Origin of the sequence: Erwinia sp. HR93 (assembly GCF_034555055.1) — a bacterium.
Taxonomy (GTDB): Bacteria; Pseudomonadota; Gammaproteobacteria; order Enterobacterales; family Enterobacteriaceae; genus Apirhabdus; species Apirhabdus apintestini.
Map to the genome: position 1 here is coordinate 2,707,410 of NZ_JAXUDP010000001.1, position 21,369 is coordinate 2,728,778.

At 49.5% G+C, this 21,369-nt stretch carries 14 protein-coding genes; 10 read left to right on the forward strand and 4 right to left on the reverse strand.

Annotated elements, in window-relative coordinates; genetic code table 11:
- Position 1 precedes the first annotated feature (1 nt).
- A complete protein-coding gene (locus SFA31_RS12680) occupies positions 2-865 on the forward strand; it encodes a dimethyl sulfoxide reductase anchor subunit family protein (RefSeq protein WP_322838303.1) in 864 nt (287 codons plus the stop codon).
- 913 nt (positions 866-1,778) lie between these two features.
- A complete protein-coding gene (locus tag SFA31_RS12685) occupies positions 1,779-2,927 on the forward strand; it encodes an MFS transporter (protein WP_322838304.1) in 1,149 nt (382 codons plus the stop codon).
- Positions 2,928-3,311: 384 nt separating this feature from the next.
- Here SFA31_RS12685 and pflA read toward each other — a convergent pair whose 3' ends face one another.
- From pflA to ycaO, 4 genes are all read right to left on the reverse strand, one after another.
- Positions 3,312-4,052 (reverse strand): pyruvate formate lyase 1-activating protein, encoded by a 741-nt coding sequence (pflA, locus tag SFA31_RS12690; protein ID WP_322838305.1) that lies wholly within the window; start codon positions 4,050-4,052, stop codon positions 3,312-3,314.
- Positions 4,053-4,248: 196 nt separating this feature from the next.
- On the reverse strand, positions 4,249-6,531 hold the full coding sequence (gene pflB / locus SFA31_RS12695) for a formate C-acetyltransferase (RefSeq protein WP_322838306.1): 2,283 nt from the start codon (positions 6,529-6,531) through the stop codon (positions 4,249-4,251).
- A 56-nt stretch (positions 6,532-6,587) separates the two neighbouring features.
- Positions 6,588-7,445 carry a formate transporter FocA gene (gene focA, locus SFA31_RS12700; RefSeq protein WP_322838307.1) on the reverse strand — a complete coding sequence of 286 codons (858 nt, stop codon included), beginning with the start codon at positions 7,443-7,445 and terminating at the stop codon, positions 6,588-6,590.
- A 397-nt stretch (positions 7,446-7,842) separates the two neighbouring features.
- Entirely contained in the window at positions 7,843-9,603 is a 1,761-nt protein-coding gene (ycaO, locus tag SFA31_RS12705) for a 30S ribosomal protein S12 methylthiotransferase accessory factor YcaO (protein ID WP_322838308.1), read from the reverse strand.
- Positions 9,604-9,913: 310 nt separating this feature from the next.
- Between ycaO and serC the strand changes: the two genes are divergently transcribed.
- The 8 genes from serC (at position 9,914) to lpxK (ending at position 21,347) form a co-directional block, all read left to right on the forward strand.
- Positions 9,914-11,002 carry a 3-phosphoserine/phosphohydroxythreonine transaminase gene (serC, locus tag SFA31_RS12710; RefSeq protein ID WP_322838309.1) on the forward strand — a complete coding sequence of 363 codons (1,089 nt, stop codon included), beginning with the start codon at positions 9,914-9,916 and terminating at the stop codon, positions 11,000-11,002.
- A gap of 56 nt (positions 11,003-11,058) precedes the next feature.
- Positions 11,059-12,345, forward strand: coding sequence for a 3-phosphoshikimate 1-carboxyvinyltransferase (aroA, locus tag SFA31_RS12715; RefSeq protein WP_322838310.1), 1,287 nt, complete (start codon positions 11,059-11,061; stop codon positions 12,343-12,345).
- Positions 12,346-12,616: 271 nt separating this feature from the next.
- Positions 12,617-13,300, forward strand: coding sequence for a (d)CMP kinase (gene cmk, locus SFA31_RS12720; RefSeq protein ID WP_322838311.1), 684 nt, complete (start codon positions 12,617-12,619; stop codon positions 13,298-13,300).
- 127 nt (positions 13,301-13,427) lie between these two features.
- Entirely contained in the window at positions 13,428-15,101 is a 1,674-nt protein-coding gene (rpsA, locus tag SFA31_RS12725) for a 30S ribosomal protein S1 (protein WP_322839362.1), read from the forward strand.
- 94 nt (positions 15,102-15,195) lie between these two features.
- The gene (ihfB, locus tag SFA31_RS12730) at positions 15,196-15,480 is read left to right on the forward strand and encodes an integration host factor subunit beta (RefSeq protein ID WP_322838312.1); all 285 of its coding nucleotides are present in this window, start codon (positions 15,196-15,198) and stop codon (positions 15,478-15,480) included.
- A gap of 827 nt (positions 15,481-16,307) precedes the next feature.
- Positions 16,308-18,575 carry a DNA internalization-related competence protein ComEC/Rec2 gene (locus SFA31_RS12735; protein ID WP_322838313.1) on the forward strand — a complete coding sequence of 756 codons (2,268 nt, stop codon included), beginning with the start codon at positions 16,308-16,310 and terminating at the stop codon, positions 18,573-18,575.
- Positions 18,576-18,612: 37 nt separating this feature from the next.
- Positions 18,613-20,361, forward strand: a complete 1,749-nt coding sequence (gene msbA, locus SFA31_RS12740) for a lipid A ABC transporter ATP-binding protein/permease MsbA (RefSeq protein ID WP_322838314.1) — start codon at positions 18,613-18,615, stop codon at positions 20,359-20,361.
- Entirely contained in the window at positions 20,358-21,347 is a 990-nt protein-coding gene (lpxK, locus tag SFA31_RS12745; protein ID WP_322838315.1) for a tetraacyldisaccharide 4'-kinase, read from the forward strand. The genes msbA and lpxK overlap by 4 nt, the downstream gene beginning before the upstream one ends.
- Positions 21,348-21,369: the final 22 nt, after the last annotated feature.

The window sequence follows — 21,369 nt, forward strand, 5'->3', positions numbered from 1 at the left end:
GATGGGCAGCGGATGGCATGAGTGGCCGTTAATGATTTTTACCGTCCTCGGACAATGCGTTGCCGGTGCAGTTTTGGTTGTTGGCGGCGCATTACTGGCAGGCAAAATGTCGGAAGAAAAGCGGTATCGCCTGACTCTTTCGATGATAGTGCTGTGGGTTCTTATGGGGATTGCGTTTATCGCTTCGATAATGCACCTGGGGTCGCCGCTGCGAGCATTTAATTCTCTGAATCGCATAGGGCAGTCGGGGTTGAGCAATGAAATTGCCGGTGGTTCAATTTTCTTTGCCGTTGGCGGTTTTTGGTGGTTAATTAGCGTTGTTAAAAAGATGCCGACGGCGTTGGGTAAGATTTGGCTGGTGGTCACTATGGCGCTGGGCATAGTTTTTGTCTGGCTGATGAGCCGGGTTTACAGCACGATAGACACCGTCCCAACCTGGTATAGCATCTGGACGCCGTTAAACTTTTTTATGACAATGTTTATTGGCGGATCGCTTCTGGGTTATATACTGCTGCGCAATGCGGATGTGCGCGGGTGCGCACCGGGCTTTCTGCCAGTAATTGCGCTATTGGGTGTATTGGTCAGTGCAATCGCTATTGTGATGCAGGGGGCTGCGTTACCTGATATTCACAGTTCGGTCCAGCAGGCGAGTGCGCTGGTGCCTGGCTACGGTGTGCTATCCTCATGGCGCATTGTGCTACTGGCCTGCGCGCTGGCGCTTTGGGCATGGCCGCAGTTAAAAGGGAATCAGCCTGCGGTGGCGACCTTAAGCTGTGCGTTTGTGCTTGTCGTTGTGGCAGAGCTCATCGGCCGTGGCGTGTTTTATGGATTGCACATGACCGTTGGAATGGCGGTTGCCGGCTAATCTTTTGTATCTTAATGCCGCACGTTGCCGCGTGCGGCATTGCCTCATGAATAAAATATTTCCCGCCTATTTTCTATGTGTTGACGTTTCTCAGGCAATCTGTGTGGGGAAGGCCATTACAGTGGCTTCGTACGCATTGATATGAGTGTCAGCATCGTTCACTGAGACACTTTCTATCGGCCCGATCGGCAATGGGTGATATTTTTTCTATTCGCTTCTGCAGGTAAATCCATCAAAGGTGGTCGATGTTTTTTTAAACAGTAAACCCGCCGGTGCCTGGAGGGAAGGCAATGCTCTCTAAAATGCGCTTACTTTGATGAGGCGCTGAAAACTTTATACTGACAGTTAAATCATTAACAGGCTATATCCTATTTTGTTGTCTTTGAATATTCACCTCGCTGTATCGAAGTGGATATTCCTGACTGAGAGAATTAACGCCGCTTTGCACCACGGTTAAGCCGGGAATTGTCATCGATTAGTTGTGTTGCGTAATTATTAACAGAGCTATTTTTAACTCTGATATAAGGTTGGTGTACATAAGTTATATTGAGTTAATAAAATAAAGCATTTTTATAATGTTCTTCGTGCGTTAATTGAATGTTATTTGTTCACTGCATTTATTAAAAATTTTACTTATCCGAAGAACAGAAATTATATTTTTCCCTGAGCGACTCCGTGTGGAAATAAAATAATCGATGAAATTTTTAGCGTAAACGCGACGGCGGGGTTTAATTTAATTTTTTTAGAATCAATTGATTATCGTTGTCCTGCTTTATATCCCGAAGCGGATAGATTAGTTTTGTCAATCGACGAGTAGCAAAATGTGTTTATACCCGAAAAGAGTAGATTGACAATGTTTTTGCCAATGGCATGATGCGCTTAATTTCCACCATCTTTAACGGCTCAAAAATACATGTCTGTCTGGACCCGGCCAGTGCTTTTTCTGCTCTGTGGCCTACTTTTGCTGACTCTGGCTATCGCGGTAATGAATACATTAGTGCCGCTGTGGCTTGCCCACGATCAACTGCCAACCTGGCAAGTAGGGATGGTAAGCTCCTCTTATTTTACCGGCAACCTGGCGGGAACGCTGGTTACCGGAGTATTGATTAAAAAGTGGGGCTTTAATCGCAGTTATTATCTGGCGTCAGCGATTTTTGGGGTGGCGTGCCTTGGGCTTGGCATAATGACAGGGTTTTGGAGCTGGCTTGCCTGGCGATTTATCGCAGGCGTTGGCTGCGCTATGATCTGGGTTGTTGTCGAAAGTGCGCTCATGAGTAGCGGAACATCGCGCAATCGCGGCCGTCTGTTGGCGGCCTACATGATGGTTTACTATTTAGGTACCGTCGCCGGGCAGTTACTTATCAGTAAAGTATCTACGGAATTGCTGAATATTCTGCCGTGGGTAAGTGGTATGGTGATTGCCGGAATTCTACCGCTTCTTTTTACCCACATAGTGAATATGCACGGCGAGGGTCATGAGTCTACGCATATGTGGAGTATGCTGCGTCTGCGTGAGGCTCGGCTGGGTGTTAACGGCTGTATTATTTCCGGTATTGTTTTAGGATCGTTATACGGCCTGATGCCGCTCTGGTTAAATCACCAGGGGATCAGTGATGCGCATATTGGCTTCTGGATGGCGGTAATGGTTAGTGCCGGAATTGTGGGGCAGTGGCCAATTGGCAGACTTGCTGACCGCTATGGGCGTTTACTGGTTCTGCGTGTGCAGGTGTTTGTTGTGATTTTGGGGGCACTTGCAATGCTAGGCAATGCGGCGATGGGGCCATCGCTGTTTATCCTTGGCGCGGCCGGGTTTACGCTGTATCCGGTAGCTATGGCCTGGGCCTGCGAAAAAGTCGGGCACCATCAGCTGGTTGCAATGAATCAGGCTCTGTTGCTCAGTTATACTATCGGCAGCCTTGCCGGGCCGTCGCTGACATCAATGCTGATGCAGCGCTACTCTGATAATTTGCTATTTATCATGATTGCCAGCGTCTCTTTTGTATACCTCATGATGCTACTGCGCAAAGCGGGACAGCATCCAACCCCAGTGGCGCATGCCTGATATACACGCTGGTGGACTTTCCAATGCGGTCGGTTATTACCGGCCGCGTTTTTGTTTATTAATCCGAAAAATCTAATTGGGGCGTTCAGGCTCAATTAACGGCGCAGGGTTTGTTGCACCTTCTCTTTTTCTGTAAGCTCATGACCTAAAAGGCCACACCTTCTTTTGAGGATGCTTTGGCAATGCCATACTTTCTTTTTGCTGATGTTATTCAGATGTCCGGCTGCTATAAACACATTCGCCTGATGGCGAGAACCGGGTTGCTGATGCCGTTTGACGAGGAGATGGGTGGGGCGGCTTAAGATATAGCGATGAACACTTAGGCCACCTCACTCCGGCTAATAAATAATGGAGGCGGATTCTCGGTGGGATTGCGCATTACGATCAGTACATGACTTTATGACCATATTGCTCAAGGATGGATTTTACTCGCTCCATAGTCTCTTTTTTCGGCGGCTTTACGCCGTCCAATTTATACTCTTCACCCATTGCCACCCATTTATGTTTCCCCAGCTCGTGATAGGGCAGCAGTTCAATTTTTTCTACATTGCCCATATCACGGGTAAATTCACCTAACCGGTGCGCGGAGTCGTCGTCGTCCGACCATCCCGGCACTACGACATAGCGAATCCAGGTATTAATACCTTTTTGAGCGAGATAGCGCGCGAATTCCAGCGTGCGCTGATTAGATACGCCTACCAGCAATTGGTGTATTTCATCGTTCATTTGTTTTAGATCAAGCATAACCAGATCGGTAACTTCCAGTAGCTCATCAATAACCGGATCGTAACGACGCACAAAGCCATTGGTATCAAGGCAGGTATGAATACCTTCCTGTTTACAAGCGCGAAACCAGTCACGGACAAACTCTGCCTGCAAAATCGCTTCGCCGCCAGAAGCCGTTACACCGCCGCCGGAAGCATTCATGAAATGACGGTAAGTCACGGCTTCTGCCATTAGTTCATCAACCGTTACTTCTTTACCGGTATGGGTATCCCATGTATCCCGGTTATGGCAGTACAGGCAGCGCATCAGGCAGCCCTGAAAGAAGGTAATAAAGCGAATACCAGGCCCGTCTACGGTGCCACAAGACTCAAAGGAGTGAATACGACCAGTGACTGACATTGCGGTGTTATCTCCAGATATTGCCCATTTCGAGCTTGTTTGCGCACAGCTCAGCGGCCGTGTCGGATAGTCTGTTTTAGCAGTTGCCTTAATAAAAAAGATAACTGACAAAGCAGGCTTGTACAGGAGAACAATTGGTAAAAAGGCTCCACCGAAGTGGAGCCTTTATTCTACGCTTTTTCAGGCAAATCGTGAATTACATGGTTTGCGTGAATGTACGAGTGATAACGTCTTGCTGCTGTTCTTTCGTCAGTGAGTTGAAACGCACTGCGTAACCAGATACACGGATAGTCAACTGCGGATATTTTTCCGGGTTATCCATCGCGTCAAGCAGCATTTCGCGGTTCATCACGTTGACGTTCAGGTGCTGGCCACCTTCAATGCTGGCTTCGTGGTGGAAGTACCCATCCATCAGGCCGGCAAGGTTAGTCTTACGAACTTCGTCGTCTTTACCCAGCGCGTTCGGCACGATAGAGAAGGTATAGGAGATACCATCCTTCGCATAGGCGAACGGCAGTTTTGCAACAGAGGTCAGAGAAGCCACTGCGCCTTTCTGATCGCGGCCGTGCATCGGGTTAGCGCCGGGGCCGAACGGAGCGCCTGCGCGGCGGCCATCCGGAGTGTTACCCGTTTTCTTACCATAAACGACGTTAGAGGTGATGGTTAGCACTGACTGCGTTGGAATTGCGTTGCGATAAGTATGCAGCTTCTGAATTTTCTTCATGAAGCGTTCAACCAGATCAACGGCTAAATCGTCAACGCGCGGGTCGTTGTTACCAAACTGCGGGTATTCGCCTTCGATTTCGAAGTCTACGGCCAGACCGTTTTCGTCACGAACAGGTTTCACTTTTGCATATTTAATTGCGGACAGAGAGTCAGCCGCAACGGACAGACCAGCAATACCGCAAGCCATAGTACGGATGACATCGCGATCGTGCAGCGCCATCAGAGAAGCTTCATAGCTGTACTTGTCATGCATGTAGTGAATGATATTCAGGGCGGTGACATACTGCTTAGCCAGCCAGTCCATGAAATGATCCATACGAGCCATTACGGTATCAAAGTTCAGCACGTCGTCTGTGATAGGTGCTTCTTTCGGGCCGACCTGCATTTTCAGTTTTTCGTCCACGCCGCCATTGATTGCATACAGCATGGTTTTCGCCAGGTTGGCGCGTGCGCCGAAGAACTGCATCTGCTTACCAACTATCATTGGGCTTACGCAGCAGGCGATAGCATAGTCGTCGTTGTTGAAATCCGGACGCATCAGGTCATCGTTCTCATACTGTACAGATGAGGTATCAATAGACACTTTCGCAGCGAATTTCTTGAAGTTCAACGGCAGTTTTTCTGACCACAGAATGGTCATATTAGGTTCCGGAGACGGCCCCATGGTGTACAGGGTGTTCAGGAAACGGAAGCTGCTCTTGGTAACCAGAGTACGGCCATCTAAACCCATACCGCCGATAGACTCTGTAGCCCAAATTGGGTCGCCGGAGAACAGTTCGTCATATTCAGGAGTACGCAGGAAGCGAACCATACGCAGCTTCATCACCAGGTGGTCGATCAGTTCCTGAGCGTCTTGTTCAGTGATTTTACCGGCTTTCAGATCGCGTTCGATGTAGATATCCAGGAAGCTGGAAACACGACCGAAGGACATGGCGGCGCCGTTTTGAGATTTAACTGCGGCCAGGTAACCGAAATAGGTCCACTGTACTGCTTCCTGAGCGTTAGTTGCCGGGCCAGAGATATCACAGCCATATTTAGCCGCCATTTCTTTAATCTGACCCAGTGCGCGATGCTGTTCAGCAATTTCCTCACGCAGACGGATAGTCGCTTCTAAATCTTCACCATTTTCCAGTTTTGACTGCAGAGAGGTGAACTGAGCGAATTTATCTTTCATCAGGTAATCGATACCGTACAGCGCTACGCGACGATAGTCACCGATGATACGACCACGGCCATAGGCATCCGGCAGGCCGGTCAGTACACCTGATTTACGGCAGCGCAGGATATCCGGGGTATAAACATCAAATACGCCCTGATTATGCGTCTTACGATATTCGGTGAAAATTTTCAGCGTTTCTGGATCGATTTCACGATCGTAAGCTTTACATGAGTTTACGATCATTTTGATGCCGCCAAACGGGATCAGAGCACGCTTAAGCGGTGCTTCCGTCTGCAGACCTACGACTTTTTCGAGGTCTTTAATGATATAGCCGGCATCGTGTGAAGTAATGGTAGCAGGAACAGAAGTATCAAAATCAACCGGCGCGTGCGTGCGGTTTTCAATTTTGATGCCTTCCATTACGTTATCCCACAGGCGGCTCGTCGCGTCGGTCGCACCGGCCAGGAAGGTTTCATCGCCTTCATATGGGCTATAGTTTTTCTGGATAAAGTCGCGAACGTTGACTTCACCCTGCCATTCGCCTTTAGCAAACCCTTCCCAGGCTGCGGTTAATTTTTCATTAAGCTCGGACATGTAACACCTACCTTCTAATGTGGAAGTTCCGATTTACTGCGCCTTAGGCAACAATATTAGTGCTTGTCGCTGCGGCGCAGGTAAATAATCCAGTATGTCAATCCAACCAAAATACCGCCGCCGATAATGTTACCTATTGTAACGGGTATAAGATTATCGGTGATGAAATTCATAATGGTCAGATGCGAAAATTGCTCCGGCGATGCGCCGATAGCGTGCCAGAATTCTGGCGAGCCGAAGTGGCGTACGACAATCCCCATTGGGATCATAAACATATTTGCGATGCTGTGTTCAAAGCCGCTGGCGACAAACATGCCGACAGGGAGCACCATAATTAACGCCTTATCCATTAAGCTGTGCCCGGAATAGCTCATCCAGACGGCGAGGCAAACCATAAGATTCGCCAGGATACCGAGGCTCAGGGCTTCAATAAAGGTATGGTGAAGTTTGTGATCGGCGGTTTGTAAAACATTCAACCCCCAGAGACCGTTATCCACCATATATTCTCCGGACAGCCAGATAAGCAGCACGAAAAGCAGTGCACCCAGCAGGTTACCTACATAGACATTCAGCCAGTTTTTCGCCAGTTGGCCCCAGCTAATACGCCCGCTGGCTTTGGCGACAACAATCAGCACGGTGGAGGTAAATAGATCCGCACCGCAAATGACGCAGAGAATTAAACCAAGGGAGAAGCAGATACCGCCGATAAGTTTTGAGATACCATAAGGCATCTCGGCAGTACCGGTTGTAGCGGTAATATAAAAAACGAATGCGATGGAGATAAACACGCCTGCCGTAATGGCCAGATAAAACGTGGTCATCGGATGTTTTGTTGCCTTATAGACACCCGCTTCTTCGGCGACTTTCGCCATATCAGATGGGAGCAATAGATCAAAAGGGTTGTCAGCTTTCACACTAACTCTCTCTTTATTTAAGTCGGCGACGAGATACTAACAAAGCATTATAGATGAGAATTTGATATAGATCATATCTCGCCTGGCTAATAGGCCTGGGAATAGTTTGATTTTTACCCTACTCCAGAATAATTTATTGATTTTTATGTAAAAAATAAATTTTAAAGTTTATTGATTAAGTTGAATTATTATTGTTTTTACCTCCGAATAAGTTAATCAATAGCGGTTTTTAAATAAATAAAATCAACAATTAAATTTTATATAAAATATTGCATTTACTATTATTTAACTTATTTATGACAATTGTTGATTTTAATTTTTAATTTAAAAACGGGACGCGCTGTCCCGAAATATATCAAAAAAAGAAGCTAACCCTAAGGGGGTATTTGTGCTGATTCTATGCTTCTTGTGCGGCAGATTTGGCGCGCTGTAGTTTCTGCCATGCGCCCAGTAGCGCACGATGCGCCGGGAAAGCGGTGAATTCGTCGTCAACCGCGACCAGGCCATAGAATGGTGCTTCTCCACTTATTGCGGCGCTTGCAGCTTCCACCGCTTCCTTGCCAAACATACGCACAAAAGCATAGTAGTATTGCTCGGGCTTTCTATCTGGCTCTTGGGCCAGAAGCAGGAGTGTTTGCAGGCAGCGATAATAGCGCGCGCGTTCAGGAGAAAACACTGAACCATTAAATTCCATGGTCCACTCGGTCCAAATAAGTGCTTGTTCCAGGTCGCCCCCGGCCAGCGCTAACATAGCCTTGAGCTCCCCGATGCGCAGCGTTGACCAGCCGTTATCTTTCCCGGTAGCCAGGCCCAGTAGCTCGCGCACGCGAGTAAAATCATCCAGGCTTTCATCATCAAATTGTTCGATAAGCTGCAGATAATCCGCTTTATCCCAGGCGCTTTCCGGTAGGTTAAAAATAGTTTCGCGTAAATGGCCGCCCATATTATTGTTTGCCAACCATAAATCTTCTGCCGGATAGATATCTGACATACCAGGCACTAAAATCCGGCAGGCGTAAACCCCTAAATGTTCGTAATCAGCGATATAAACTTCTTTGAGCTCGTCTTCGAAAATAGCCATTAGCGTGGCAAATTCTTCCTCAGTCGTACCAGAAAAGTTCCAGTCTACAAACGAATAATCAGCGTCTTGTTTAAACAGATCCCATGAAATCAAGCCGCTTGAGTCAATAAAGTGAGTTTCCAGATTGGTATGTTCAGCCACTTCTTCATCGTCAAACGTCGGTGGCGTAAACACATCTAAATCCTTCAGACTTCTTCCCTGCAATAATTCAGTGACGGTGCGTTCAAGTGCGACACCAAAATCAGGGTGCGCGCCAAAAGAGGCGAAGCAGGTGCCATTGTCTGGGTTAAACAGCACCACACAAATGACAGGATACTGGCCGCCAAGAGAAGCATCATAAGCGAAAATAGGGAAACCTTCCGTTTCAAGTTTCTCAATGGCTTCGACCACGGCCGGATAACGTTGTAGCACTGATAAGGGTATTTCCGGCAAGCTGATACATTCAGCAATAATCCGATTCTTTACGTATCTCTCAAACACTTCAGATAAACCCTGAACGCGTGCTTCATTACGGGTATTACCTGCTGACATGCCGTTTGAAACATAAAGGTTACCGATAATATTGACCGGGATATAAATCGTTTTATTGTCTGACTGACGCGTAAACGGCAAAGCGCACACGCCCCGCGCCGCATTGCTGGTTTGCAGATCGATTAACATACTGGCGCGGAGTTCGCCATCCGGGTCGTAAAACTCGCGCAGCTGTTCATCAAGTATGCCTTCAGGCAGCGCGTCGTCAGTAGGGACAGGGAACCAGCGTTCGTTAGGGTAGTGTACAAATGGCGCATCAGCCTGTGCTTTACCCAGCCAAAAATCGGCAAAGAAATAGTTGGTAGACAGGCGTTCGAAATATTCGCCAAGAGCAGAAGCCAGCGCCGCTTTGCGCGTAGCACCTTTCCCGTTAGTAAAACAAAGCGCACATTCTTTGTCGCGAATATGCACTGACCAAACGTTTGGAACAGGGTTTAGCCAGGAAGCTTCTTCAATATGGAAACCTAAATTGTTGAGCTGTTGCTGGAAGCGTTCAATAGAGGCTTCCAGGGCGGCGTCTTTACCAGGAATAAACGTTTGGCTCATGTTTTGTTCACTTTTGTAGTGCGTTAAGGCGCGCATGATACGGATTTTCGCAGAGGTACGCCATCGTCGCGCATGAGGTTATCGTAGGAAACCCGCGATGGCGGTTAGGGAAGAAGTGAAGAATCGCGAGTGGAGGCAGTGGGCGAACTAACAGCGATAAATTTCTCATATTACTTTGGTGTTAGATAAATATTCTATTGGATGGCGGGCGTAAGAGGGAGGCAATCGGGATTATCCATTGCAGGTGCTTCTGCTGAGTGATAAAACCGGTAATCACAATGATTTACTTTTATAAAGCGTGGTGAGGGAAATGACGCAGGTCTATAACTTTAGCTCTGGTCCGGCAATGCTGCCGGCCGATGTGCTGCAGCAGGCGCAGCAAGAATTACGAAACTGGAATGGGCTTGGCACCTCCGTTATGGAGATAAGCCATCGGGGCAAAGCGTTCATCCAGGTTGCCGAACAGGCAGAGCAGGATCTTCGCGATCTGATGCATATTCCCTCCAACTATCGCGTATTATTTTGCCACGGCGGCGGTCGCGGGCAGTTTGCCGCTGTGCCGCTGAATTTGCTGGGCAAGGGCGCCTGCGCGGATTATGTGGACGGGGGGTATTGGGCGGCGAGCGCCATTAAAGAAGCCGAAAAATATCTGACTCCACATACCATTGATGCAAAAATTACGCGCGAAGGAAAGCGAGCGCTAAAACCGATGAGTGAATGGCAATTAACGCCAGGGGCCGCCTATCTCCATTATTGTCCCAATGAAACCATCGATGGGCTGGCGCTGCATGAAACGCCCGCATTTGGCGATGAAACCGTGGTAGTTGCCGATTACTCCTCATCAATTTTATCTGCTCCGATTGATGTGAGTCGCTATGGCGTAATTTACGCTGGCGCGCAGAAGAATATTGGCCCTGCTGGATTAACGCTGGTGATTGTACGCGAGGATTTGTTGGGGAAAGCCAGCCGTTACTGCCCATCCATTCTTGATTATACGGTACTCAATAAAAACGACTCCATGTTTAATACTCCGCCAACGTTTGCCTGGTATCTTTCCGGGCTGGTTTTTCAATGGCTGAAAGCGCAGGGCGGCGTTAGCGAAATGGATAAGCGGAATCAACAAAAGGCAGATTTGCTGTATAGCACGGTGGACAATAGCGATTTATATCGGAATAACGTCGCCGCGGACAATCGCTCGCGTATGAATGTGCCTTTTCAGCTTGCCGATAGCGCTCTGGATGACGTGTTTCTGGCAGAGGCCTTTGCCGAAGGTCTACACGCTTTGAAGGGGCATCGGGTCGCAGGCGGCATGCGCGCATCTATTTATAACGCAATGCCGCTGGCCGGCGTTGAGGTGCTGGTTGATTTTATGCGCGATTTTGAACGCCGACATGGCTAATGTTTATTACGCCGCGCTGCAGCGCGGTTCATTTTGCTAAAAAGAGTATTTTTTACATGCAGGAATCCCTGACACTGGCACCCATTGCCCATATCGAAGGCACCATCAATCTTCCCGGCTCAAAAAGCGTTTCAAACCGCGCACTGCTTCTGGCTGCTCAGGCATCAGGCACTACGGTGCTTAATAACTTGCTGGACAGCGATGACGTGCGCCATATGCTAAATGCGCTGCAGACGCTGGGTGTTTCATACCGGTTGTCGGAAGATCGCCGATGCTGTGAAGTCACAGGACTGGGTGGGCCGCTGCGAGCGACAAAAGCCCTTGAGCTGTTTCTTGGAAATGCAGGCACAGCGATGCGCCCGCTGGCGGCAGCGCTGTGCTTAAGCGATATATCCGTAACGCTTACCGGCGAACCCAGAATGAAAGAGCGCCCGATTGGCCATTTGGTGGATGCACTGCGGCAAGGCGGGGCGAAAATTGACTATCTGGAGCAGCCAGATTTCCCTCCTTTGCGCCTGCAGGGCGGCTTTGTCGGTGGCGAAATATCGGTTGACGGTAGCGTCTCCAGCCAGTTTTTGACTGCGCTATTAATGGCAGCTCCGCTTGCAGAGCAGGATACTACTATTGTTATAGACGGCGATTTAGTATCAAAACCGTATATAGATATTACGCTTCACCTGATGGCAGACTTCGGCGTGAAGGTAGATAATCACGGCTATCAGCGTTTCTTTGTCCGCGGTAGCCAGCAATATCGCTCTCCGGGCGCCTATCTCATTGAAGGCGATGCATCGTCGGCGTCCTATTTTCTGGCCGCTGCCGCCATTAAGGGGGGGACGGTAAAAGTGACAGGCATTGGGCGAAACAGCGTTCAGGGAGACATTCGATTTGCCGATGTGCTGGAGCGCATGGGCGCCGAGATTACCTGGGGTGATGATTATATTGCCTGCACCTGCGGCGAACTCAATGCTATTGATATGGATATGAACCATATACCGGACGCCGCAATGACGATTGCCACTACCGCGCTTTTCGCTCAGGGAACCACCAGCCTGCGCAATATTTATAATTGGCGGGTAAAGGAAACTGATCGCTTGTTCGCCATGGCGACAGAGTTGCGCAAAGTGGGCGCTCAGGTTGAAGAAGGACATGACTATATTTCTATTACGCCGCCTGAGCGTTTAACCCCGGCAAAAATTGCCACGTATAACGATCATCGAATAGCGATGTGTTTTTCTCTGGTCGCGCTTTCCGATACGCCGGTGACGATTCTCGACCCTGGCTGCACCGCAAAAACTTTCCCCGATTATTTTGAGCAACTGGCGCGTTTAAGCGTTCCTGCCTAAGTTTGCTTCGGCGCGCCTTTTTACACAAACGGGCGCGCCGCTAACGTGCCATACTCAATTACCGTAAATCCCAGCTCAACGTGGGCGTGTGTTCCTGACTGTGAATTTTTTCATACAAGGTTAACGGTCCCGAACGTTGATGCGTATAATGCGCCGCATTTACTCTTTCGGGTTATGGCGTAATAAGCAGCCGACAATGCGTGCACTTCAGCCATGACGAAAGAGATTATCTATGTTGTTCGCTGGCAAAAGCGGCGAAAAGGAGAAAACGATGACGACAACCGTTCCGGTTATCACAGTCGATGGCCCTGGCGGGGCAGGCAAAGGCACCTTATGCAAGGCGCTGGCTGAAACATTGCACTGGCATTTGCTTGACTCAGGGGCTATTTATCGCGTGCTGGCTCTGGCTGCGCTGCATCACCAGGTCGATTTGGTATGTGAAGAGGCGCTGGCACCTTTGGCAGCACACCTTGACGTGCGTTTTGTTGCTAATTCTCTCGAACTGGAAGTCATCCTTGAGGGAGAGGACGTCAGCGGTGAAATCAGAACTCAGGAGGTCGCTAATGCGGCATCCCAGGTTGCCGCATTTCCTCGCGTGCGCGAAGCGTTGCTACGCCGACAGCGGGCATTTCGTGAGAGTCCGGGGCTGATTGCTGATGGGCGTGATATGGGCACCGTTGTTTTCCCTGATGCACCCGTGAAAATTTTTCTTGATGCTTCAGCACAGGAAAGGGCCAGGCGCCGCATGCTGCAGTTGCAGGAAAAAGGCTTTAATGTTAACTTTGAACGTCTTTTAGCCGAGATAGTGGAGCGCGACGAGCGTGACCGTAATCGGCCGATAGCGCCTTTAGTTCCCGCCGTCGATGCGTTAATTCTGGATTCAACCAGTATGAGTATCGAGCAGGTGATCGAAAAAGCGCTACACTATGCACGCGAGAAATTAGCGCTGAGCTAATTCGCCTGATTACAGGCCAGATTTTAGTAGTACCTGCTGCAATGGATTGTGAGCAGGCATGTGAAACAACCCCATCCGACAGTGAGGTCAGGTGGACGTTAAATTGAAGAATCCTAAGATTATCAATATGACTGAATCTTTTGCTCAACTCTTTGAAGAGTCCCTGAAAGAAATCGAAACCCGCCCGGGTTCCATCGTTCGTGGCGTCGTTGTTGCTATCGACAAAGACGTAGTTCTGGTTGATGCGGGCCTGAAATCTGAATCTGCTATCCCGGCAGAACAGTTCAAAAACGCAGCCGGCGAGTTGGAAATCCAGGTTGGTGACGAAGTTGACGTTGCTCTGGATGCAGTAGAAGACGGCTTCGGTGAAACCCTGCTGTCTCGTGAGAAAGCAAAACGCCACGAAGCGTGGCTGATGCTGGAAAAAGCTTACGAAGAAGCGGAAACCGTTACCGGTGTCATCAACGGCAAAGTCAAGGGCGGCTTCACTGTTGAGCTAAACGGTATTCGTGCGTTCCTGCCAGGTTCTCTGGTAGACGTGCGTCCGGTGCGCGATACTCTGCATCTCGAAGGCAAAGAGCTTGAATTCAAAGTAATCAAGCTGGATCAGAAACGTAACAACGTGGTTGTTTCCCGTCGTGCGGTTATCGAATCCGAAAACAGCGCAGAGCGCGATCAGCTGCTGGAAAACCTGCAAGAAGGCATGGAAGTTAAAGGTATCGTTAAGAACCTTACCGATTACGGTGCTTTCGTGGACCTGGGCGGCGTAGACGGCCTGCTGCACATCACCGATATGGCCTGGAAACGCGTTAAGCATCCAAGCGAAATCGTGAACGTCGGTGATGAAATCACAGTTAAAGTCCTGAAATTCGATCGCGAGCGTACTCGTGTATCTCTGGGCCTGAAACAGCTGGGCGAAGATCCGTGGGTCGCTATCGCTAAGCGTTATCCGGAAGGTACTAAACTGACCGGACGCGTGACCAATCTGACTGATTACGGCTGCTTCGTTGAAATCGAAGAGGGCGTTGAAGGTTTGGTACACGTTTCTGAAATGGACTGGACTAACAAAAACATCCACCCATCCAAGGTTGTTAACGTTGGTGACGTTGTGGAAGTTATGGTCCTGGATATCGATGAAGAACGTCGTCGTATCTCACTGGGTCTGAAACAGTGCAAAGCCAATCCGTGGCAGCAGTTTGCTGAAACCCACAACAAAGGCGATCGCGTTGAAGGTAAAATCAAGTCTATTACTGACTTCGGTATCTTCATCGGCCTGGACGGTGGCATCGACGGTCTGGTACACCTGTCTGACATCTCCTGGAACGTAGCTGGCGAAGAAGCAGTTCGCGAGTACAAAAAAGGCGACGAAATTGCAGCCGTTGTCCTGCAGGTTGATGCAGAGCGTGAGCGTATCTCGCTTGGCGTTAAGCAACTGGCAGAAGATCCGTTCAACAACTGGGTTGCACTGAACAAGAAAGGCGCCATCATCACTGGTAAAGTGACTGCAGTTGACGCGAAAGGTGCTACAGTTGAATTAGCGGACGGCGTAGAAGGTTATCTGCGTGCTTCTGAAGCTTCTCGCGATCGCGTTGAAGATGCAACTCAGGTTCTGAGCGTTGGTGATGAAGTTGAAGCGAAATTCACCGGTGTTGATCGTAAGAACCGTGCTATCAGCCTGTCTGTTCGTGCGAAAGACGAAGCTGATGAGAAAGACGCTATTGCTACTGTTAATAACAAACAGGAAGAAGGCAACTTCACTAATGCAATGGCTGAAGCATTCAAAGCAGCTAAAGGCGAATAATCCTACATTGTAGGATACGTTATCAGGGCGGCTACGGCCGCCCTTGTTCGATGAGCGCCGTAAGCATTTATTTCTTAAGGAAACCGGAGGAAACATGACCAAGTCAGAATTGATTGAAAGGCTTGCAAGCCAGCAGTCGCACGTTCCGGCCAAAGCCGTTGAAGACGCGGTGAAAGAGATGCTGGAGCACATGGCCTCAACCCTGGCCCAGGGCGAACGCATTGAAATTCGGGGCTTTGGTAGTTTCTCCTTACATTATCGGGCACCGCGCGTAGGCCGTAACCCGAAAACTGGCGATAAAGTTGAGCTGGAAGGTAAATATGTTCCACACTTTAAGCCTGGTAAAGAGCTGCGCGATCGCGCCAATATTTACGGTTAAGTTATTATTAACTTAACTGATGAACGGCGCCTTTAGGCGCCGTTTTTATTGCCAACTGAAAACCACGTCCTGTGGACGACGTTGTTATCGACCTGGTTTTGGCTCTACCTTGTTGTTTTGGGATTTACATCTCGCAAGACTGGCAGAGACCTCTTTTTGAGGGATTTGGTACATCCCTTTAGGGTGTTATCAATGCCGACTTTTATGAAGGCGGATTTTTACTGCAAAAAGGCCGCATTATGTAAACAGCGTTGTCCTTTAGCTCAGCCTTATTATTTTTAGCGTTCAAGATAAAGAATTGGCAACGTTCTTTTAGAGCGTTAAATTCTCCCTTAACGGCTTAAATAGTCTATTAAATTCAAAGGATTTTTTGACTAAGTTGAAGTTACAGCTTTAATGCTTTCCCCGGCAAAAATAGTTCAATTTTTATAACATATGCCTTTATCAACGCCTCTGACAAGGAAAGCGGATTGTGGCTTTATGCATATCTAATAGCGTGAACAATATCTTGTTAACGTAGATAAAGTGCCCGTATTGGCCTCCAGTGATTGGATAAACATATTGCGGGTCAATATTTAATGATTCTTGAACCGTCTTTTTGCAGAAATGGGCAATACGGGCATTAAGTTTGGTGTCATTTCCCACCCGCTTGATAATTAATTTTATTACTCACACTCCAAATTTAAAAATGCGATCCGGTTACGTTCAGCGGCGCAACGCTTCGTAACAAAGAGAGTTATTACTGAACACAATCCCTAATAACCGGCAAAGGGCAAAGACCTCACTTCCAGGATTACGCATACTGACCAAAAAATAGGGAGGAGTGAATGTTTTCGCTAACGGGAAGCGCTTTGGCCACGGTAATCGGTATCACGCCGTTGATATGGCTTCCGGAGATCCCGGCAATAAAAACAATTCTATGCTTATTAATAATCGCACTGCTGCTGGCTTTACGCGGTGTACGTGCATTGCGTTATGCTGCGCTGACATTATGTATGCTGTGCTGGGGGTTATTAGCCGCCAGACAAATGCTTTTGCCGATGGAGACTATGTCTCATCAATCTTTAGATGTAGAAAGCGTGGAAATCGCATCGGTAAAGAAAGAGGGAGAGCCATACCACCTTCTAATACAAAAAATACATTCACAGTGGCTATTTCCACCTTTACGTGTACAGGTAGTTCACAGCCCGCCCGGTATGCAAACTTGCCCGGGGCAGCGCTGGCGCATGACGCTGCGTTTATCCCCTATCCATGGGCAGCTCAATAACGGTGGATTTGATGCTCAACGTTTTATGTTGGCTCAGGGCATTACTTTGCGAGCACGAATTTTACGCGCGGAGCCGATGGACCTTTCATGCAGTCTACGCTGGCATCTGATTAAACATATTCGACGGCAGAGTGAAGGGCTGGTATGGCAAGAGGTTCTGCTGGCGTTAGGATTTGGAGAGCGCGCCGGTATGGATGATGTATATCGCAAACTATTGCGTGATACGGGAACGGCGCATCTAATGGCGATTTCGGGCCTACACATTGGGCTGTCCGCCATTATGGGATGGGCATTTGCTCGCCTGCTGCAGAGACTTATGCCAGCACGATATATTGGATGGCGTTTCCCGCTGATATTTAGTTTGATGATGGCGGCTATTTACACCTGGCTTGCAGGCGCACAGCCTCCGGCATTCAGAACATTAACAGCATTAATAGTCAGTGGAATACTTAAGCTCAGCGGCCAGCGCTGGAGCGGCTGGCAGATTCTGTTATCGTGTGTGGCGATTATGCTCTTTCTCGACCCTCTTTCAGTGTTATCCGACAGCTTTTTACTTTCTGTTTTTGCCGTGGGCGGACTGCTATTTTGGTATCAGTGGTTTCCTGTAACGCTAAAAACTCGCCAATGGGCTATTCGTCAAATAGTGGGCCTTGGGCATTTGCAGGCAGGGATGATGGTGCTGCTACTTCCTCTTCAGGTATGGATATTCCATGGGGTTAGCCTCACATCACTGCCGGCGAATATGCTGGCAGTTCCCGTCATCACGTTCATTACCGTACCGCTCATTCTCTTCGCGATGCTCCTCACATCCGTAAGCCCTGTTGCACATACCTTATTAAAGATGGCGGATGGAACATTAGAAGGCGTATTTACTTTTCTACGCTGGCTGCCTGCGGGTTGGCTGGAGGTGGATGCGCGGTTTGTAGGCGTATCGCTGGTACCATGGGCAATGCTAATAGCCTGGCAATTTCAGGGATGGCGCTACTGGGGCGGTTGTATGATAAGCCTGCTCGTTGCGCTGAGTGTGCCTTTCTGGCGCATGGATAACAGCGTAAGCTGGCGGCTACACCTGTTGGATATCGGGCATGGCCTGGCAATCGTCGTTGAACGTCACGGGCGGGCTTTGCTTTACGATAGCGGTAATGCCTGGCCGGGCGGCGACGCTGGACGCCAGACGATTATTCCCTGGCTACGCTGGCATCGTTTGGTGCCAGAGCGCATCATTATCAGTCATGAGCATCTCGATCATATTGGCGGTCTGAAAAGTCTGATATCTGAGTGGCCTGGCTTAAAAATAGACAGCTCGCTGGGAGAAAAAGGGCATGCTCCCTGTCGGCAGGGGATGAACTATCAATGGCAGGGTTTGGAAGTGCGCGCGCTTTGGCCTCCCCCAGACTGGCAGGGAGTGGGGAATAATCGCTCTTGCGTAGTAATAATATCAGATGGTTTGCACCGGGTGCTTTTAACCGGAGATATAGAAGCAAAAGCGGAGCGCGCGATGATTGGTCAGATTGGGCGTGCGCTGCATGCGCAAACGCTGGTCGTTCCGCATCACGGCAGTCGAACCTCATCCACGCCCGCACTGATTCATCAGGTATCACCGTCCCTGGCGTTGATCTCCGTCGCGCGGTATAACCCATGGCGTTTACCTGCAACAGGGATAGTTCGCCGCTATTTTGACAGTAATATCCAATGGCTGGATACGGCGAGACATGGGCAAATTTCAATAGAATTTCATGGAGATAGGAGAAGAGTGCTGGGCTTCCGCTCGCAGATTTCACCTCGCTGGTACCATCAGTGGTTTGGCGTCATCCCGGTTAACAGGTAGAATATGCGGCTATTTCCTTACAAGCTGGTTCGACTTAATGCATAACGATAAAGATCTCTCCACCTGGCAGACCTTTCGCCGACTTTGGCCGGTGATCGCGCCGTTTAAACTGGGACTGATCGTGGCTGGTGTAGCCTTAATTCTCAACGCAGCCAGCGATACGTTTATGTTATCGCTTCTTAAACCGTTATTGGATGACGGGTTTGGTAAGACGGACCGTTCTGTACTGATGTGGATGCCGCTAGTAGTTATTGGGTTAATGGTACTACGTGGAGTAACGAGTTATATCTCCAGCTATTGCATCTCCTGGGTGTCTGGCAAAGTGGTTATGACGATGCGCCGCCGTCTGTTTGGCCATATGATGGGCATGCCCGTATCATTCTTCGATAAACAATCTACCGGTACGCTGCTTTCACGCATTACTTATGATTCTGAGCAGGTGGCGTCCTCCTCTTCCAGCGCGCTGATTACCGTAGTGCGCGAAGGGGCGTCAATTATCGGCCTGTTTATTATGATGTTTTACTATAGCTGGCAGTTATCGATAATCCTGATAGTGTTAGCACCTATTGTTTCTGTCGCGATCCGCATTGTGTCGAAGCGTTTTCGCAGCATCAGTAAAAGCATGCAGAACACAATGGGGCAGGTAACGACCAGCGCAGAGCAGATGCTGAAAGGCCATAAAGAAGTGCTGATGTTCGGTGGGCAGCAGGTTGAGGCCGGTCGCTTTGACAAAGTCAGCAACCGCATGCGTCTGCAAGGGATGAAAATGGTATCTGCATCCTCCATCTCCGATCCCCTGATTCAGTTGATTGCGTCGCTGGCGCTGGCGTTCGTGCTGTATGCCGCCAGCTTTCCAAGCGTAATGGCCAATCTTAGCGCTGGGACGATTACCGTTGTCTTCTCGTCAATGATTGCGCTTATGAGGCCATTGAAATCGTTAACTAACGTAAACGCGCAATTCCAGCGCGGTATGGCCGCCTGCCAAACGCTGTTCTCTATTTTGGATACGGAACAGGAAAAGGACAGTGGAACGCTTACGATTAAACGCGCCAATGGCGATATTGATTTTCGTAATGTGACATTTTGCTATCCTGGCAGGGATACGCCCGCCTTACGGGAGATAAATCTTTCAATTCCTGCAGGTAAAACGGTGGCGCTGGTTGGCCGTTCCGGGTCAGGTAAATCCACGATTGCCAGTCTGATTACGCGCTTCTACGATATCGACTGCGGGGAAATTGTACTGGATGGGCATGATATCCGTGATTATTCGCTGGCATCACTGCGTAATCAGGTGGCGTTAGTGTCGCAAAACGTTCATCTCTTTAACGATACCATCGCCAATAACATCGCTTATGCCCGCACCGAACAATATAGCCGTGAAGATATTGAAAAAGCGGCATGTATGGCGCATGCCATGGACTTCATTGAGAAAATGGACCACGGCCTGGACACCGTTATCGGTGAAAACGGCGTTCTGCTATCGGGCGGGCAGCGGCAGCGTATCGCGATTGCGCGCGCGCTGTTGCGAGATTGTCCTATCCTGATCCTTGATGAGGCTACCTCGGCGCTGGATACTGAATCTGAACGCGCCATTCAGGCCGCCCTTGATGAACTGCAGAAAAATCGTACCGCTCTGGTTATCGCGCACCGCCTGTCCACCATCGAACAAGCCGATCAAATTGTCGTTGTTGAGGATGGACGCATTGTTGAGCGCGGAAGCCACAGTGAACTGCTGGCGCAAAATGGCGCTTACGCACAGTTGCACAAAATGCAATTTAGCCAATGATTGAACGCATCTGGTCCGGGCAATCCCCACTGTGGCTGTTACTGCTGCCGCTCTCCTTCCTGTACGGGCTGGTGAGCGGTGCGATAAAGTTAGCCTATCGGGTGGGGTTGCGCAAAGCGTGGCGAGCGCCGGTGCCGGTTGTCGTAGTCGGTAATCTGACGGCGGGCGGTAACGGTAAAACACCGGTAGTTATTTGGCTGGTCGAGCGCCTGCAGCAGCGGGGCGTGCGTGTAGGCGTGGTTTCACGGGGCTATGGCGGGAAAGCGCCGCACTATCCGCTATTATTAGATGCGAAAACACTAACCGCGCAGGCAGGCGATGAACCTGTTCTGATATTTCAGCGTACCGGCACGCCGGTTGCAGTAGCGCCGCAGCGCAGTGCGGCAGTACGCGCGCTGCTGGCGGCGGGGAAACCGCAAATAATTATCACCGATGATGGCCTTCAGCATTATGCGCTGGCGCGGGATAGAGAAATTGTAGTTGTAGACGGCGTTCGCCGCTTTGGCAACGGGTGGTGGCTGCCGGCAGGGCCGATGCGCGAGCGAGCCGGGCGATTGAACTCTGTAGATGCCGTTATCGTGAATGGCGGAGTGGCACGGTCCGGAGAAATTAGCATGCGGTTGCGCCCGGGCCTGGCAGTCAACCTATTGAACGGTGAAAAACGCTCGGTTGCTGACTTGCAAAATGTGGTCGCGATAGCCGGTATCGGGCATCCTCCACGTTTTTTTACTACTCTGGAGCAGTCTGGGCTTACCCCGCAAAAAACGGTGCCGCTCGCCGATCATCAGACACTGGATGTACAGCAATTAAGCCAACTGTACCAGCCGGGGCAAACGCTGCTAATGACGGAAAAAGATGCGGTTAAGTATCGCGCCGTTGCGCAGGAAAACTGGTGGTACTTGCCGGTAGAAGCCAACTTTGAAGATAAGCAGGCTGAACGGCTACTGGACGATTTGCAGGCACTGGCCACCGGTAGCGGACAATAGCCGCTAATACCCGCGCATCTCT

What these genes read in the sequence shown, in the direction of transcription:
- ycaO (WP_322838308.1), bottom strand. Translation starts at nt 9,603, where the DNA reads ATGAGCCAAACGTTTATTCCTGGTAAAGACGCCGCCCTGGAAGCCTCT.
- SFA31_RS12680 (WP_322838303.1), top strand. Translation starts at nt 2, where the DNA reads ATGGGCAGCGGATGGCATGAGTGGCCGTTAATGATTTTTACCGTCCTC.
- SFA31_RS12735 (WP_322838313.1), top strand. Translation starts at nt 16,308, where the DNA reads ATGTTTTCGCTAACGGGAAGCGCTTTGGCCACGGTAATCGGTATCACG.
- lpxK (WP_322838315.1), top strand. Translation starts at nt 20,358, where the DNA reads ATGATTGAACGCATCTGGTCCGGGCAATCCCCACTGTGGCTGTTACTG.
- msbA (WP_322838314.1), top strand. Translation starts at nt 18,613, where the DNA reads ATGCATAACGATAAAGATCTCTCCACCTGGCAGACCTTTCGCCGACTT.
- ihfB (WP_322838312.1), top strand. Translation starts at nt 15,196, where the DNA reads ATGACCAAGTCAGAATTGATTGAAAGGCTTGCAAGCCAGCAGTCGCAC.
- SFA31_RS12685 (WP_322838304.1), top strand. Translation starts at nt 1,779, where the DNA reads ATGTCTGTCTGGACCCGGCCAGTGCTTTTTCTGCTCTGTGGCCTACTT.
- rpsA (WP_322839362.1), top strand. Translation starts at nt 13,428, where the DNA reads ATGACTGAATCTTTTGCTCAACTCTTTGAAGAGTCCCTGAAAGAAATC.
- serC (WP_322838309.1), top strand. Translation starts at nt 9,914, where the DNA reads ATGACGCAGGTCTATAACTTTAGCTCTGGTCCGGCAATGCTGCCGGCC.
- cmk (WP_322838311.1), top strand. Translation starts at nt 12,617, where the DNA reads ATGACGACAACCGTTCCGGTTATCACAGTCGATGGCCCTGGCGGGGCA.
- pflA (WP_322838305.1), bottom strand. Translation starts at nt 4,052, where the DNA reads ATGTCAGTCACTGGTCGTATTCACTCCTTTGAGTCTTGTGGCACCGTA.
- aroA (WP_322838310.1), top strand. Translation starts at nt 11,059, where the DNA reads ATGCAGGAATCCCTGACACTGGCACCCATTGCCCATATCGAAGGCACC.
- pflB (WP_322838306.1), bottom strand. Translation starts at nt 6,531, where the DNA reads ATGTCCGAGCTTAATGAAAAATTAACCGCAGCCTGGGAAGGGTTTGCT.